The sequence below is a fragment of the Citrobacter sp. 172116965 genome, from assembly GCF_013458095.1.
Taxonomy (GTDB): domain Bacteria; phylum Pseudomonadota; class Gammaproteobacteria; order Enterobacterales; family Enterobacteriaceae; genus Citrobacter; species Citrobacter braakii.
Genome location: NZ_CP046673.1, coordinates 4,722,337 through 4,737,800 on the forward strand (window position 1 = coordinate 4,722,337; position 15,464 = coordinate 4,737,800).

Below are 15,464 nucleotides of genomic sequence, written 5' to 3' on the forward strand. Positions count from 1 at the left end.
CTATAACCTTGCCAGCGAAAAATTGCGCTAACGATCATAATCTTCTTCCATTCTGCGCTCTTCGTCTTCTAACTGACGCCGTTCCTGATCGAGCTGGCGCTGGCGGTCATCCAGTTGGCGGCGGCGGTCTTCAAACTGGCGGCGGCGATTATCATACTGCCTGCGACGATCGTCACTCATCTGTCGCTGCCAGCTTTCATCACGAGAGTCGTCATAATCCCGCCCGCTGTCCGGTTTGTAGGCATCGTTAATCGCCTGCTGAATATTGCCGATGGCGTCATCGATAATATCGGCCTGCGCCGATACGGTGGTCATCATCAGCAGAGTGAAAAGTAAGAATGTCGCGGAGCGTTGCATAAAACCAGCCTCATCAAGAAACTCGCCCCACGGTAATCAAAGCGTATTTGCGCGGGTAGCGGAGGAATCTCAATTACGCGAATGCCGCAGCGCCTGCGCCAGTTCTCCCCGGGTGAAGGGCTTACGCAATAACGCCACATCCGGCAGCGCCGGGTTATGCGCCGGACGTAAATCCTGGCCGCTAATCAGCAGGATGTTCAGTTGTGGATAATGTGCCAACGCATGATTAACCACATCCACACCGCTTAAACCGCCGGGCAGCATTAAGTCGCTGATAAAAATATCAATCTCGGATGAAGCCGCCAGCATATGCATAGCCTGTTCGCCGTTGGCGGCCTCTAACGTCAGGTAGCCCAGCAGGTGTAATTGCTCACATAACGTCTGGCGCACATCGGCTTCATCTTCGAGAACCAGCACCAGTTTTTCACCGCGAGTCGGAGTGTGCTGTGCGATTGTCTCCACCGGTGTCTGCACCGGCACAACCGCGCGAGGAAGCTGCAATCTGACCGTCGTTCCCTGCCCAGGAGCGCTTTCAATCTCCACGCGGCCACCGGACTGGCGCACAAAACCGTAGACCATAGACAGCCCCAGCCCGCTGCCGCTGCCGGTCTGTTTGGTGGTGAAAAACGGCTCGAAGACCTGAGCTTTCACCTCCTGCGACATCCCGCCTCCCTGGTCGGCAACTTCCAGCATCACCATATCCTGCTTACGCCCATCGCTGCGCGTGACCCGCTGATTCCAGGTACGGATTTTAATCGTGCCCGCCTGCCCGTCCATGGCGTCACGGGCATTCATCACCAGATTGATAATGGCGTTCTCCAGTTGGCTGACATCAATCCACGCGGGCCAGGCGGGAGACTGGGCTTCAATCTCCAGCGTCAACGTAGCCGGAAGAGAGTGGCGCATCAGTTCGCCCAAATTTTCCAGCAGCGTTTTCAGCTCCACCGCATGGGGATGCAACGACTGTTTGCGCGAAAAGGCCAGCAGCCGCTGGGTAAGGAGCGCCCCGCGCTCGGCGGCTTTTAGCGCCCGATTGACCCGTGGCGCGTCAGGAGAGTCTGGGTTCACCAGATCCAGGCTGCCAATAATGACTGCCAGCAGGTTATTGAAATCATGCGCTAATCCGCCCGTCAGTTGCCCTACCGCCTTCAGTTTCTGACTGTGCAACAGCGCTTCCTCCAGCCCCTGGCGCTCGGTGCGGTCGATTTCCATCTGGCTGGTTTTTTCTTTTAGCAGTCGGGTGGTGTGCTCCAGCGATGCCGTATTACGGGCGAAGACGCTAAAGGCGCGGGCCAGCTCGCCCAGCTCATCGCGCCGCTGCAAGGCCGGGACGCTAACGTCCGATTCACCGTGCGCCAGCCGGGTCATCGCCCGCGAAATGGCCGTCAGGTTAGAACCGAGGTTACGGTAGATATACCAGCCGGCAAAACCGGTGATCACCACCGCCAACAGCGCAAATACCAAAATAAACAACGCGCCAGATTGCAGTTCCTGATGGCTTTGCGCTACCCGCTGTTCGGAGATCAGCGCCACCTGCGAAGCATACCGGTTGATATCGCTGTTGAGGATCGCCACCAGCGCTTTGATATGAAACATATACCAGTTGATCGCCAAATCGCTCTGCTCAAGCGCAGAAGAGAGCGGCTCCAGCTTATGCAACTCCTGGTTGAAGTCGGTGAGGATGTTGGTAATCAGCGGACTGCTATTTTGCACAGGCAGCGCGGGCATCACGCCGTCCAGTTGTTTCACCACCGAACGCGGCGTGGGTGTTTCAATGGCGGCAACAATTAAGCGGTCTATCTGCCCCAGCAGCACGTAATCCTGCGCGCCGGTCAGCTTTTGCAGATGACGTAAATAACTTTGATTCTGATACAGCGAACTGAGCAAGGCGTTACGTTCCAGATGTCGCCGTTGCCCGCGCTGCAGCATACCTTCCACGCTGCTTTGTAGCTCCTGGCTGCGCTGAATAATACGCTCGACCAGCGCCGGCTCCTGCTGCGCCAACGGCGCGGTGGCCAACTGTTCCAGCGAATGCTTCAGCGCCCGTTGCGTCTCCTGCAGCCGCTCCGCTTCACCTTTGTATTCCAGCGCGCCGACCACCTGCGACAGCCGTACCGCCGCCGTCGCCACGTTCGCCGTATCCCGGGCCAGGTTCATGCTGCCGGTCATGTCGTCAACGGTTTGCTGCTGCACCTGTTCCTGGATTTGACTGGCATGCTGAAACCCCAGCACCGCCACACCGCTTACCATCAGCGTGACCGTCACCACCAGCAGATTGAAGAACAGCAATCGTCCGCGCGCACTGGCGAAAAAGTGACGTCCTGGTTGCGGCATATCACGCTCCGTGAAGAAAAATCGCAATATGACAAATATGAACGGCTTCTGACATTTTGCATTTACATTCCTGTGATGGACTGCTGATATCGGCCACCCCACAGGAGATCCGCTATGAGCAGGACACCGGTTCTGGAGATGCGCAACATTGCCAAAGCGTTTGGTAAATTTTACGCGCTGAAAGGGGTCGATTTAACGGTCTGGCCGGGTGAGATTCATGCCCTGATGGGTGAGAACGGCGCGGGGAAAAGCACCCTGATGAAGATCCTCGCGGGCGCGTATACCGCCACCAGCGGTGAGATCCTGATCGACGGTCAGCCGTTTCACATTCGCGGACCAAAAGACGCGCTCAGCGCAGGCATCACGCTGATTTACCAGGAGATGCAGCTCGCGCCGAACCTGACGGTGGCGGAAAATATCTTTCTAGGCAGCGAGCTGTCGCGCGGCGGTCTGGTCCAGCGTAAAGAGATGGTGATGCAGTCGCAGAAAGTCATCGACCGGCTCGGCGCCCAGTTTAAGGCCAGCGATCGCGTGATGACGTTGACCATCGCCGAACAGCAGCAGGTGGAAATCGCCCGCGCCCTGCACCGTAACAGCCGCATTCTGGTGATGGATGAACCCACTGCCGCCCTCTCCTCACGTGAAACCCACCGCTTGTTTGAACTGATCATGCGCCTGCGCGATGAGGGGATGGCGATTATCTACATTAGCCACCGCATGGCGGAGGTGTATGAACTCTCGGACCGCGTCAGCGTCCTGCGCGACGGGCAATATGTAGGCAGCCTGACCCGCGACAAACTCAACGCCTCTGAGCTGGTGCGCATGATGGTGGGCCGACCGTTAAGCGATTTATTCAACAAAGAGCGCGATATTCCCTTAGGTAAAGCGCGCCTCAACGTCCACCACCTGACCGACGGCCATAAAGTCCAGCCGTGCAGTTTGCTGGTGCGCTCCGGGGAGATCGTCGGCCTTGCCGGGTTAGTCGGCGCCGGGCGTTCTGAACTGGCTCAACTGATTTTTGGCGTGCGTAAAGCCATCGGCGGCATGATTGAAGTAGACGGTGAACCGGTGGTGATCCACTCCCCTCGCGAGGCGATTGACCACGGCATTGGCTTTCTGACGGAAAACCGCAAAGAGCAGGGATTGTTTTTAGAGCTGGCGGCAGCAGAGAACATCACCATGGCGACGCTGGAACGTGACGCCAACTGGGGCATGCTCGATCGCAAAAAGGCGCAGGCTATTTCCGATGACGCCATCCAATTGCTCAACATCCGCGTTCCGCACGCCCAGGTACGCGCGGGCGGGCTGTCCGGCGGTAATCAGCAAAAGCTGCTGATTTCACGCTGGGTCGCGATCGGCCCACGCATTTTGATCCTCGATGAACCCACGCGCGGCGTGGACGTTGGCGCCAAAAGCGAGATCTACCGGATCATGAACGACATGGCGCGCAAAGGCGTGGCGATCCTGATGATCTCCAGCGAATTGCCGGAAGTCGTCGGTATGAGCGATCGCGTGTACGTCATGCGGGAAGGCAGCATTGCCGGTGAGCTGAACGGGCAAAGTATTACCCAGGAAAATATTATGACGCTGGCAACCGGCGTGAACGACTCCCATCATCAGGCGGTGTCCCATGAATAATCCAACCACTCCCCAGCAGGTGGCGAAATCCGCCTCCGCGAAAAAATTGCTGATGAGCGATCTGATGCAAACGGTCGGCATCTTGCCGATTCTCATCCTGATAGTGGCGGTGTTTGGCTTTATCGCGCCAAACTTTTTTACCGAAAGCAACCTGTTGAATATAACCCGCCAGGCGTCGATCAACATCGTGCTGGCGGCAGGCATGACCTTCATTATTTTGACCGGCGGGATCGACCTCTCGGTTGGCTCGATTCTCGGCACCACTGCCGTCGCGGCTATGGTCGTTTCGCTGATCCCTGAATTTGCCATGCTGTCGATTCCGGCGGCGCTGATGCTCGGTCTGGTGCTGGGGTTGTTTAACGGCGCGCTGGTTGCTTTTGCCGGACTACCACCGTTTATCGTCACGCTTGGAACGTATACGGCGCTGCGCGGCGCGGCCTATCTGCTGGCCGACGGCACGACGGTGATCAATTCCAATATCAGCTTTGAGTGGATCGGTAACAACTATCTTGGTCCGGTTCCGTGGCTAGTGGTCATTGCACTGGCGGTGGTGGTGATGTGCTGGTTCATTCTTAGGCGCACCACACTCGGCGTTCATATTTATGCGGTCGGCGGCAATATGCAGGCCGCTCGTTTAACCGGTATCAAAGTGTGGCTGGTGCTGCTGTTCGTCTACGGCATGAGCGGTGTGCTCTCAGGTCTTGGCGGGGTGATGAGCGCCTCGCGGCTATACAGCGCCAACGGCAACTTAGGCATGGGTTACGAGCTGGACGCCATCGCGGCGGTGATCCTCGGCGGTACCAGCTTTGTTGGGGGGATCGGTACCATCACCGGCACGCTGGTAGGGGCGTTGATTATCGCCACGCTCAATAACGGCATGACGCTGATGGGCGTCTCCTATTTCTGGCAACTGGTGATCAAAGGGGCGGTGATCATCATAGCGGTACTGATCGACAAATACCGTACCCGACACCATCAAAGTGCATAACAACAACATCTTACTTCGAGGAATACAGCATGAGATTGAAGCCCTTAGTCACCGCGCTCTGTGCTGGCGCACTGCTTGCTGCAGCTCCGTTTGTGCAGGCAAAAGAACTGAAATCGATCGGCGTTACGGTGGGCGATCTGGCCAACCCGTTCTTCGTGCAGATCACCAAAGGCGCGGAGCTGGAAGCACGCAAACTGGCGGGTGATAGCGTTAAAGTGACGCTGGTTTCCAGCGGCTACGATCTGGGACAACAGGTGTCGCAAATCGACAACTTTATTGCCGCTAAGGTCGACATGATTATCCTTAACGCCGCCGACTCCAAAGGCATCGGCCCAGCGGTAAAACGCGCGAAAGACGCAGGGATTGTGGTGGTTGCCGTTGACGTAGCGGCGGAGGGCGCAGATGCGACCATTACCTCCGATAACACCCAGGCGGGTGAAATGGCCTGTAAATACATTACCGACCGTCTGAAAGGGAAAGGCAACGTCGTCATTATCAACGGGCCGCCGGTTTCCGCCGTCCAGAACCGCGTCGAAGGCTGCCAGACCGAGTTTAAACGCCACCCGGATATCAAGGTGCTGTCGTATAACCAAAACGCCAAAGGCAGTCGCGAAGGCGGACTGGAGATCATGACCGCGCTGCTGGCGGCGAATCCGAAGATCGACGGCGTATTCGCCATTAACGATCCTACGGCGATCGGTGCCGATCTGGCGGCAAAACAGGCACAACGTAGCGAATTCTTTATTGTCGGCGTAGACGGATCGCCAGACGCTGAAGAAGCGTTGAAGCGGGAAAACTCACTATTTGTGGCGACGCCTGCACAAGATCCGCAGGTGATGGCTGCCAAAGCGGTCGAAATCGGCTATGACATATTGCAGGGGAAACCCGCCCCGAAAGAGCCCGTACTGATCCCGGTGACGATGATCGATAAAAACAACGTCGGCAGCTATAAGGGTTGGACGGTGAAATAACCCCTTAACCGACTGATGCTCTCCTGCCGCAAAGAGAGTAAAAGAAGTATGAGCGCCCGTCAGGGCGCTTACCTCATAAAAACTGAGAGTAATAAATATCCATTTCCCGCTCTATATTTTGACTCACTATCAAAGAATAAATCATAATTGCCGTATAAATAACCAGAATGCCGATAACTAAAGGAGTAAACGTATACCAGGGATGATTATTGAACATTTCCGTTGGCACGAGACTTACAAACCCTATACCCCATAAAATAATTGCGCAAACAATTATGATTTTCCAATAATTCCCGAAATCGAGCTTACCAAGTGCAGGCCAACATCCTGGATATTTAGCAGCTATTATTCCGGTTTGAATCGTGCCTGCGGATGCACTGGCGAATAACTGATGTCCTTGACCATATTTTGCAGCATCCGCAGCCAACGCCAATACAACCCAACGCTGAACCTCTGTGCTTTGCCCAGTAACGGCTTCCAGTTCATATCGACTATCGGCCAAAATGTTCACTTTTGCGTTTTCCACCCCACTAAACATTACGAATTTTGACTGTTTATCCAGTGAGTTGAACCACATCTTTTTAATTTTACTCACATCCACTTGTTGAGCAGATAAATATGCACTTACGATTTCATCAAGATAATATGGAGTACTGTCCATCATACGCAATAAATATAAAGGTGTGTCTTTATCTTCAAGCAATTTTGCATTGGTAAAAATAAAGGCATTAGCACTTTCGAAAAAATCAGAATTATTTTTATTGTGCAATTCAACTGTAATAACCAGGTTGTTTTCAGAAATATTTAGGCCAACCCAATCATTGATTAAAGAATAATCCGGACAATCATGAAGAATATTAACGTCTCCGACCTTATTGCTGGAGATGCCCAGACTTGCGAGTACCGCCCTGAAACTATTGCCGATAGTGTCATCCGCACCCTTAACATACAACCAGGTATTAAACGGACGATACTCTTTGACAAGAGAATTCTTGAGTGGTTCGATCAACCGTCTTAGCACTTTATCAACTCTGGCATCATCCATTGAATCAACTTCGATATCAATTCGTAACGGCGTTGCAGAACCTGCTGGCGCTTCCCCTTCTAGTTTCTGAATTTTTAATGCCAGTTCAGGCACCGGGAGAATTGATGAATAGTCTAAAAGAGGCAATGCCTGTATTGCCCAGTTTTTCCACTTATACATACCATACTGCTCAAGGTAACCCGCATAATAAAAAGGAAAAGATATTATACCGTGAATGATTATCACCACACACCAGATTACTAACACTATTAGAGAAGGGATTACTATTGCATTCCATGTCAAATCATCAGCAACTTTCTTTTCCTGAAGCCAGTTTAATATATGGTACATCATACATAACAAGAATATAGCACAACTAATGACCAGCATAATATTTAGCGGGAATTTCCCTGGGTCTTGATAGGGATTCTTGTTTGGTATCTTCCATTTACTCATTTGCTTGTCCCCGCCATTGGCAGTGTGGTTTTTATTGCACAACCGCATGCAGCCCTACACCCATCCACAACAACGCCTCTACCGTCCATTGTCCAGGTTGGTTCAAAATCAAGTATGGGAAAGGTCCCTTTATGCGCAACACAAAGAACAGTATCCCCCATTAAAGCGACAGGAATTCCCATAAACTTGCTACCAGAAGCTTTGTTCACATACCCACCGTTTTCCAGCGGGTCATTTAGCCTGATTACACCTTTCATATTATTTTCCCGCATCCAGGTCACAGCGCATCCGGGTCCATCCCTTATAGCCCACCACCTCTGGTTCTTTGTCGGGCAGGTTTTGATAATTTGCCTTATAACCCTCCGTTAAATGAGCTAAAGCAGTTTTCATAAAAACGACTGTCCCCCAGGCTCGTCCAGGAAATTCAGGACTGGTATGACCGTCCACATACTCGCCATTGGATTTATGTTTGCCTGGTTTATAAAGATAATACGTGTCATCAAAGTATTTATAATCTATACCCGGCCCACCGGGTTTTAGACGCGGATCCTCAAAAGGGTATGAACTCATATACAAATGATTCTGCGAAGTGGTAATAAATGCCTGATTATTAACCACCACCACTCTTTTTATTTCTTTTCCTTCCGGTCTGTCGACCATATTCCCCTCTGAATTTCTCTCTTGCCCCTGAAATGGAGACATATAAGATGCCACCTCCCATGTTTGCCCATAGTCTTTGGATATTGTGTATGCCCCCGGCTCCCACTCAGGAATAAATATATATTTATCGGAAGGATGAATATATTCACCTGTAAAAATTCTGAAGGAAGCAAATATGCCATCATAGATCTCTTTATGTATACTTCTTTTATTGTCATGATACCAAAGTGCCCCATCACAATTGAATCCTTTCAATTCCAGATAGCGGTTATCATCATAGCGATAAATAACCTGTGTGGGTGATTTTGTACAGGCAGAGACGGCGCATAGCGAGATTGCTCCGATTATTATTTTTAACATACTTCTCAGTGTCATCATTTATCCTTAAACGTTAAGCGACTCAGGCATATCCCATTGCAGATTATTTTCCCGCATCCAGGTCACAGCGCATCCGGGTCCATCCCTTATAGCCCACCACCTCCGGTTCTTTGTCGGGCAGGTTTTGATAATTTGCCTTATAACCCTCCGTTAAATGGGCTAAAGCAGCTTTCATAAAAACGACCGTCCCCCAGGCCGCACCTGGAGATTCAGGTCTCATATGAGCGTCTACATACTTACCCTTGGATTTATGTTTACCTGGCCTGTAGAGATAATACGTGTCATCAAAGAATTTATAATCAATACCCGGTCCGCCGGGTTTTAGACGCGGATCGTCAAAAGGATATGAACTCATATACAAATGATTCTGCGAAGTGGTAATAAATGCCTGATTATTAACCACCACCACTCTTTTGATTTCTTTTCCCTCCGGTCTGTCGACCATATTCCCCTCTGAATTTCTCTCTTGCCCCTGAAATGGGGACATATAAGATGCCACCTGCCATGTTTGCCCATAGTCTTTGGATATTTTATATGCCCCAGGTTCCCATTCAGGCACCAGAATATACTGTTCTGAAGGATGAATATATTCTCCCGTAAATACCATGTATATTGGGTTGCTATAAATTGACTTATGAATATTTCTTTTTATATCATGATAAACAACATATCCTTCACAATCATATCCGATCAGTTCCAGATAACGATTATCATCAAATCGATAAATAATCTGTGAGGGTGATTTTGTACAGGCAGAGACGGCGCATAGCGAGATTGCTCCGATTATTATTTTTAACATACTTCTCATTTTCATTATTTATCCTTAAACGTTAAGCGACTCAGGCATATCCCATTGCAGATTATTTTCCCGCATCCAGGTCACAGCGCATCCGGGTCCATCCCTTATAGCCCACCACCTCTGGTTCTTTGTCGGGCAGGTTTTGATAATTTGCCTTATAACCCTCCGTTAAATGGGCTAAAGCAGCTTTCATAAAAACGACCGTCCCCCAGGCCGCACCTGGAGATTCAGGTCTCATATGAGCGTCTACATACTTACCCTTGGATTTATGTTTACCTGGCCTGTAGAGATAATATGTGTCATCAAAGTATTTATAATCTATACCCGGCCCGCCGGGTTTTAGACGCGGATCGTCAAAAGGGTATGAACTCATATACAAATGATTCTGCGAAGTGGTAATAAATGCCTGATTATTAACCACCACCACTCTTTTGATTTCTTTTCCCTCCGGTCTGTCGACCATATTCCCCTCTGAATTTCTCTCTTGCCCCTGAAATGGAGACATATAAGATGCCACCTCCCATGTTTGCCCATAGTCTTTGGATATTGTGTATGCACCCGGCTCCCACTCAGGAATAAATATATATTTATCGGAAGGATGAATATATTCACCTGTAAAAATTCTGAAGGAAGTAAATATGCCATCATAGATCTCTTTATGTATGCTTCTTTTATTGTCATGATACCAAAGTGCGCCATCACAATTGAAGCCTTTCAATTCCAGATAGCGGTTATCATCATAGCGATAAATAATCTGCGAGGGTGATTTTGTACAGGCAGAGACGGCGCATAGCAAGAACGCACCAATTATTATCTTTAAAACAATCTCCAATTTCATAAATTATCCTTATACGTTAATTGGCTTAGGCATATCCCATTGCAGATTAGAAATCTCCGTATTGTATATTTCATTATGCCTTGCCGGTTTAACTATTGTTGAATGACAGTATTCATTCACTACACCAAATGCCCCCTTGGGTAGTATCTCATCAGGTTTATTCATATATATTTTTGTCTTCCTATTATTTAGCACTCCTGATTTATAATATTCAACAGTATCAGAAAAACCATTTTTCTTCATACGCTAGTCCCCACGGCGAAGTAGTTTTACCCAGAACTCACCATTTTCGTAATCAAATGCCCTGCATATCCCCACCGCTAGATCGAAGGCCATTGCTTTCGCTGGGGCATCTTTTGACATAACAATAGAGGAATGCTGGCTGTAACCAACAGGGTCTGAGTGCATCCATTCTTTTTTCAGTTCATCCGCCGTTTTTTCATAAATCAGCTGTACGGTTTTATTGTATCCCCCTCCAAGGACAGCGCCTTTGGTATAACGCTTACCATATTTATTGCTGAACATTGTGAGTTCTGCTGGTGTTAATTCCCGACCTGGCTGTAAAAAATCGAAACCTGCGCCGCTGAGACTTTTAATATCTGTCTCAGTACGGGAAATAGTAGTGGCTTTTGCAGAAAATGAGATGACCTGATCGGGGGAATCAGGCTCTAACGAATATTGATACTTGCTCTCACCCCCCTGTAGTTGATGCTTAAAAGTAACGGGAAGTTGTTCACCATTAATCACAACATCGGAAAACGTATATTGTTTAGTAAAACCCGTATCCTGATTAAAACTTCCCTTTTTTAACGTCGGCATTTCAAAAGGCACGCTTTGGGGGCTACAACCTATATCGGGGCCATTTTCGCAGAAAACACGCTGGCGCAAATTCTCTATGCCACTCGCAATGTCGTGAGGTATGCCTCGCCAGCCAAAACCCTGCACGTTAAGTAATGAGACAACACTGTCATTGGGGCAAAAATAGTTATACACCTTGCCGAAGTTATTGCGGGTATAGAGCTTATTCTTGCGCCATTGAGAATGGGTTTTACTCAGACATGTTGCGCCTTCTATATCATCAATTTCCGCTCCGGTGTGGTATTCTCCTTTGCCATATTTATCGTTTGTCGCCATCAAATGACAGAAATTTTTAAACGTCTGCTGACGGGCGCGATCCGTCTGGTGATGTCCGGGGGTCGCACTCTCGGCAAACGTATTTTCAAGCGCATAGGGGGAGTGATTAAGAATAACGCAATCAACGGGGTCCGCCCCTGCCGATTTAACCAGCATATTGGCAAGCATGGTAATGATCGTTCCCTGGGAGTGCGCAACAATATTGATAGGATCGAATTGGGTTGCCGGTTCTCTTCGAATCATCAGGATTAAATCGGCCAGCCGCTGCGCGGCAAAAAACTGATAAATACGGTGAGGGTTATCATAAATAGGATGCGTAAAATCCCCACCATTCATATGAAATGAAGCAAATCCTGCAGCGCCATTCGTCAGGCCGCCGGAGCCCGGGCCTAACATATCCGGAATAGTGGTTGTCGCATTCGCAAAGGTGCCACCGCCTTTGGCATACACATCGTCGAGAACATTACCGAAATTATCATTCTGATATTTCAACGTGGTTTGAGGAATGTGTCCTAACTTTGCCAGCTTCGTGGCGTCATCTTCCTGGTAGGCATTGTAAGGCAGCTTTGCGGCGCTGCCTGATTTAGCCAGCTCATCACGATAACGCCGCTGGTCCTCGATATACGTTGCATGATCAACAGGTTTATATCCCCAGTAAAATGGGATAACCGGACTGCGCCCAGGCATTTTCACCTGCTGCTGTTCGCCATCGCCCATATCCATTTTGAACTGGTGCCATTCATGCGGATACATATCCGTACGGCCCATACGTTCATTCAGGCCGGCAATGATCCCCTGCTCCTGATTTTGATACGCCTCGCCCACATCGTTAACACCATGAACAAGGATCACAATACAGGGCATAGGGTTTTTAACCGCCACTTCGCAGACTGCCATTTTTCCGCCGGTGGATTTAGGCACGCCTTGTACCCCCGTCGCCACGACTTGCGGATTAAAGGGACTGTTACTCATTTGGCAAAATCTCCATTTTCATTTCATCCATTTCCGTCATATCCAGTAACGGCGTCATGCCTTCATCGTCGGTAACACCTTCAATGATTTCACCGGAGGCCTTAGTCAGTCTGAATTTTGTCTTTTTCAGAACATCGTCCGTATTCCCATAACCATGTAATTTAATGCGGCGGTGAAACTGGTCTTCCTGAAAAACGGGGGATTTATCTTTAACGGATTCCGGCCCACTCCAGTCAAGAGTGGTGCCTTTCAACTGCACTTTAGCGGGAGAGAATATTTTTACTGAGCCATCTTCATTTATTCGGATACCGCCCCCCCCGCACAGCAACTGAATATTCTTTTTGGCGCTGATGGTCACATTGCCGTTCATACTTTGAATATGAAAATGCTGATCGGAAAGCAGGCCCATTTCACCACGCTGCGCCTGGACGGAAATATCATCTTTTGCGGCAATAATTTTGATCCCGATCGCTCTGCTGAAAAGCGATAAACCCTGTCCGACAGCCATGGAGAGTTTTTTAAAAACATTAAAACTGCCGTTATTGGCCGCATTCAGCGACAGATCTTTGTTTGCCGACAGCGCCATGGTTTCTGGTGTGAGCAGAGCCATACCTTGATCGGCATAGGCCACCAGCCCCGGCTGAGTCAACTGTTCAAGTGCGGCGTTAAGCTGCTGCTGTTGCCCCATTTCGACGTTTAACGCTTGCGCCGTCAGGGCGCTCTGCTGAAGAGAGGTTGCCAGTACAAGCGCAGCCTGTAGCTGTTGAACAACTGCGTTCATGTCGAGCTGCTTGCCCTGGGCTTTTGGCTGCGCCTCTGTCGTCAGCAATATTCCCTTTGCGGCTCTCAACACCCCCCGCTCATCGGTGCGCAGTTCTGCGCCTTCACCGCGCGGCTTACCACCAGCATCAACAAGGTGGCCCATGTTCAGCTGGGTTTTAGCGTATTCGGTACTTAACTTGACGTGTTCCTGTCCGCGTCGGTCCTCCATCCGCAGCTTATTGTGGCCCGCAGTACGGATTACGTTGCGGGTATTGTTACGGCTGGTGACGAGGTCAGGCTTTGGAGCATGATGCAGCGCATGGGCAATGAAAGGCCTTTCCGGATCACCACCTTCAAACGCAATGGCAACTTCCGCCCCCTGAATGAGCGGGAAGTGATGACCATAAGTATCACCGGCATAAATCCGTGCCAGACGGACGGGCATACTTTCATAGCCTTGCTTATGTTGGTCGAGGTCAAAATCAAACTTCACCCAATAGCGCCCCTGCACATCGATATGGGCATATTTGTCATTGTCTATTCGGGAGGAAACAATTGCGGGAACCGTACCCACGATACGTGGTCGGGGTAGTGGCTGCGGCCGAAAGCAAACGCGCTCACTGTAAGGAATACCGATCACTTGGGATTGAAGGGCGGCATCACGCCTCCCCGTCACCCGCATTGCCGTTACCACAAATCCTGAAGTAAACGCTTGCGGAATAGTACCGTCGATTTCAAGCACCATACCTGGCGCGATCGACGGGCTGGTGGTCACCCCGCTTAAAACAGATTGATTATTAAGAATAATTTCGTGATGCAGTTTGGCGTAGAACCAGCTGGATTCGCCCGGTTGTTCCTCTGCAAATTTCGATCCCGGCTGGTGGTGAATATCCGCATAACGATAATCCACTCCATACGTCGTCGATGTTTGTTCAGCCCCATCGGCATCAGCATTGAGTATTAGCGAGTTGGCAAGCCGGTAGTCAAAGTTCTTTGCTTTAACGGCTGCGGAGACAAGGTTGTGCTTTGATACCAGCTTATCGATCGCGTAATCATTTGCTGTCAGACCCGCGTGAGATGCATGCATAATCTTTTGATCGAAGATGTACCGGCTTTGGGAATCACTAAAGATAAGCACCATAATGTGCGAAACCGCATGATGATTTTCAATCCTGAACCAGATCCCAACTTCTGACAGGATGCGGCTGACAAACGCTAAATCTGATTCCTCCCACTGTACGATCATTTCCCGGTCAGGATAGGTAGAAAGAAGCTTATCAAAGTCGATTTCATAATCAGCAAAAAAATGCTCTTTGAGGATCTGCGTTACCAGTTTCGGAACGTTAATATTCAGGTAAATAGCCGATCGCCTGCGTCGTGAGAGTAATGCAAGCTTATGCTCCAGCCTGATTTCGTACAGTGATTCATCCGCTGAAGTGCTAATAAGTGAACATGATGTAATAACCCCTTCTATTTGCCGCTCATTGATCCACATTGCAGAACCCTGAACATATTTACTCCATTTATTATTAGGGGCTCTAATTTGTAGCATAGCTTCAATATTAAGAAGAGATTCTGGAGGGATATCTTTACATTTTGAAGTGAATGTTATTTTATAACTATATGGTTTACTTAGACTTTCCTTTCCATCAATTGATTCAACATCAAGTACACCTAAATTTACCGACCCTCTGATGGTTAATAAGTATTTATTTATACTATCATCTGAAATCATACCTTCAAGATTATAGAAGCCAGAACCTTTTTTCATTATCGCATCCCTTGCAGAAAGACAGTAATACATAAAGAATAAAGTTTAATCAGCATACCAACAAGACTACTAAGAAGGTTATTTTTTACTAAAAAAATATTTTAAAACTAAACAAATAGTTATTAGCAAAGTACGTAGTACACTTATGATATATAAACAATCGGTTAACTAACGACATTTTATATTCAATAGCAGCAGATTTTAATAAGATTATTTATATTATGTATTATTCATTTTTAATCGCGAGGCAACACGCCAGCGCTCACATCCCAATGACTGCAGAAAACTGAGATTCGACTAAAAAAACAAACATATTAAGATAATGATTTATAATAACATTTGTGAAAATGCTCTTTTTATTTATCATTTTATTGAATGAATC

11 protein-coding genes and 1 pseudogene are annotated in these 15,464 nt (G+C 48.9%); 3 read left to right on the plus strand and 9 right to left on the minus strand.

What is annotated here, in order from left to right; translation table 11 throughout:
• Positions 1 to 27 precede the first annotated feature (27 nt).
• Positions 28 to 357 (minus strand): DDRRRQL repeat protein YjdP, encoded by a 330-nt coding sequence (gene yjdP / locus GPJ68_RS22920; protein WP_016155470.1) that lies wholly within the window; start codon positions 355 to 357, stop codon positions 28 to 30.
• Positions 358 to 426: 69 nt separating this feature from the next.
• Positions 427 to 2,691, minus strand: coding sequence for a hybrid sensor histidine kinase/response regulator (locus GPJ68_RS22925; RefSeq protein ID WP_104652214.1), 2,265 nt, complete (start codon positions 2,689 to 2,691; stop codon positions 427 to 429).
• Positions 2,692 to 2,805: 114 nt separating this feature from the next.
• Between GPJ68_RS22925 and GPJ68_RS22930 the strand changes: the two genes are divergently transcribed.
• The 3 genes from GPJ68_RS22930 to GPJ68_RS22940 are packed head-to-tail and all read left to right on the plus strand — an operon-like array spanning position 2,806 to position 6,288.
• Positions 2,806 to 4,329, plus strand: a complete 1,524-nt coding sequence (locus GPJ68_RS22930) for a sugar ABC transporter ATP-binding protein (RefSeq protein WP_016155468.1) — start codon at positions 2,806 to 2,808, stop codon at positions 4,327 to 4,329.
• On the plus strand, positions 4,322 to 5,317 hold the full coding sequence (locus GPJ68_RS22935) for a hypothetical protein (protein WP_016155386.1): 996 nt from the start codon (positions 4,322 to 4,324) through the stop codon (positions 5,315 to 5,317). The genes GPJ68_RS22930 and GPJ68_RS22935 overlap by 8 nt, the downstream gene beginning before the upstream one ends.
• A gap of 29 nt (positions 5,318 to 5,346) precedes the next feature.
• Positions 5,347 to 6,288, plus strand: a complete 942-nt coding sequence (locus GPJ68_RS22940; protein ID WP_019077849.1) for an ABC transporter substrate-binding protein — start codon at positions 5,347 to 5,349, stop codon at positions 6,286 to 6,288.
• 73 nt (positions 6,289 to 6,361) lie between these two features.
• On the opposite strand, the gene GPJ68_RS22945 is transcribed toward GPJ68_RS22940, so the two are convergent.
• The 7 genes and pseudogenes from GPJ68_RS22945 to GPJ68_RS22975 all read right to left on the minus strand — a co-directional run bounded on the left by GPJ68_RS22945 (position 6,362) and on the right by GPJ68_RS22975 (position 15,082).
• Entirely contained in the window at positions 6,362 to 7,768 is a 1,407-nt protein-coding gene (locus GPJ68_RS22945) for a hypothetical protein (protein WP_149382595.1), read from the minus strand.
• Positions 7,765 to 8,025, minus strand: coding sequence for a PAAR domain-containing protein (locus GPJ68_RS22950; RefSeq protein WP_016155465.1), 261 nt, complete (start codon positions 8,023 to 8,025; stop codon positions 7,765 to 7,767). The genes GPJ68_RS22945 and GPJ68_RS22950 overlap by 4 nt, the downstream gene beginning before the upstream one ends.
• Before the next feature lies 1 nt (position 8,026).
• A complete protein-coding gene (locus GPJ68_RS22955) occupies positions 8,027 to 8,803 on the minus strand; it encodes a hypothetical protein (RefSeq protein ID WP_180837431.1) in 777 nt (258 codons plus the stop codon).
• Between the two features lie 46 nt (positions 8,804 to 8,849).
• Positions 8,850 to 9,620: a hypothetical protein gene (locus GPJ68_RS22960; protein WP_180837012.1), complete on the minus strand. Its 771-nt coding sequence runs from the start codon at positions 9,618 to 9,620 to the stop codon at positions 8,850 to 8,852.
• 46 nt (positions 9,621 to 9,666) lie between these two features.
• Complete coding sequence (locus tag GPJ68_RS22965; RefSeq protein ID WP_180837014.1) at positions 9,667 to 10,443, minus strand: hypothetical protein; 777 nt, start codon at positions 10,441 to 10,443, stop codon at positions 9,667 to 9,669.
• Between the two features lie 9 nt (positions 10,444 to 10,452).
• Positions 10,453 to 12,549: pseudogene (locus GPJ68_RS22970) on the minus strand (alpha/beta hydrolase).
• Complete coding sequence (locus GPJ68_RS22975) at positions 12,542 to 15,082, minus strand: type VI secretion system Vgr family protein (protein WP_104652426.1); 2,541 nt, start codon at positions 15,080 to 15,082, stop codon at positions 12,542 to 12,544. The pseudogene GPJ68_RS22970 and the gene GPJ68_RS22975 overlap by 8 nt, the downstream one beginning before the upstream one ends.
• Between the last annotated feature and the right edge of the window lie 382 nt (positions 15,083 to 15,464).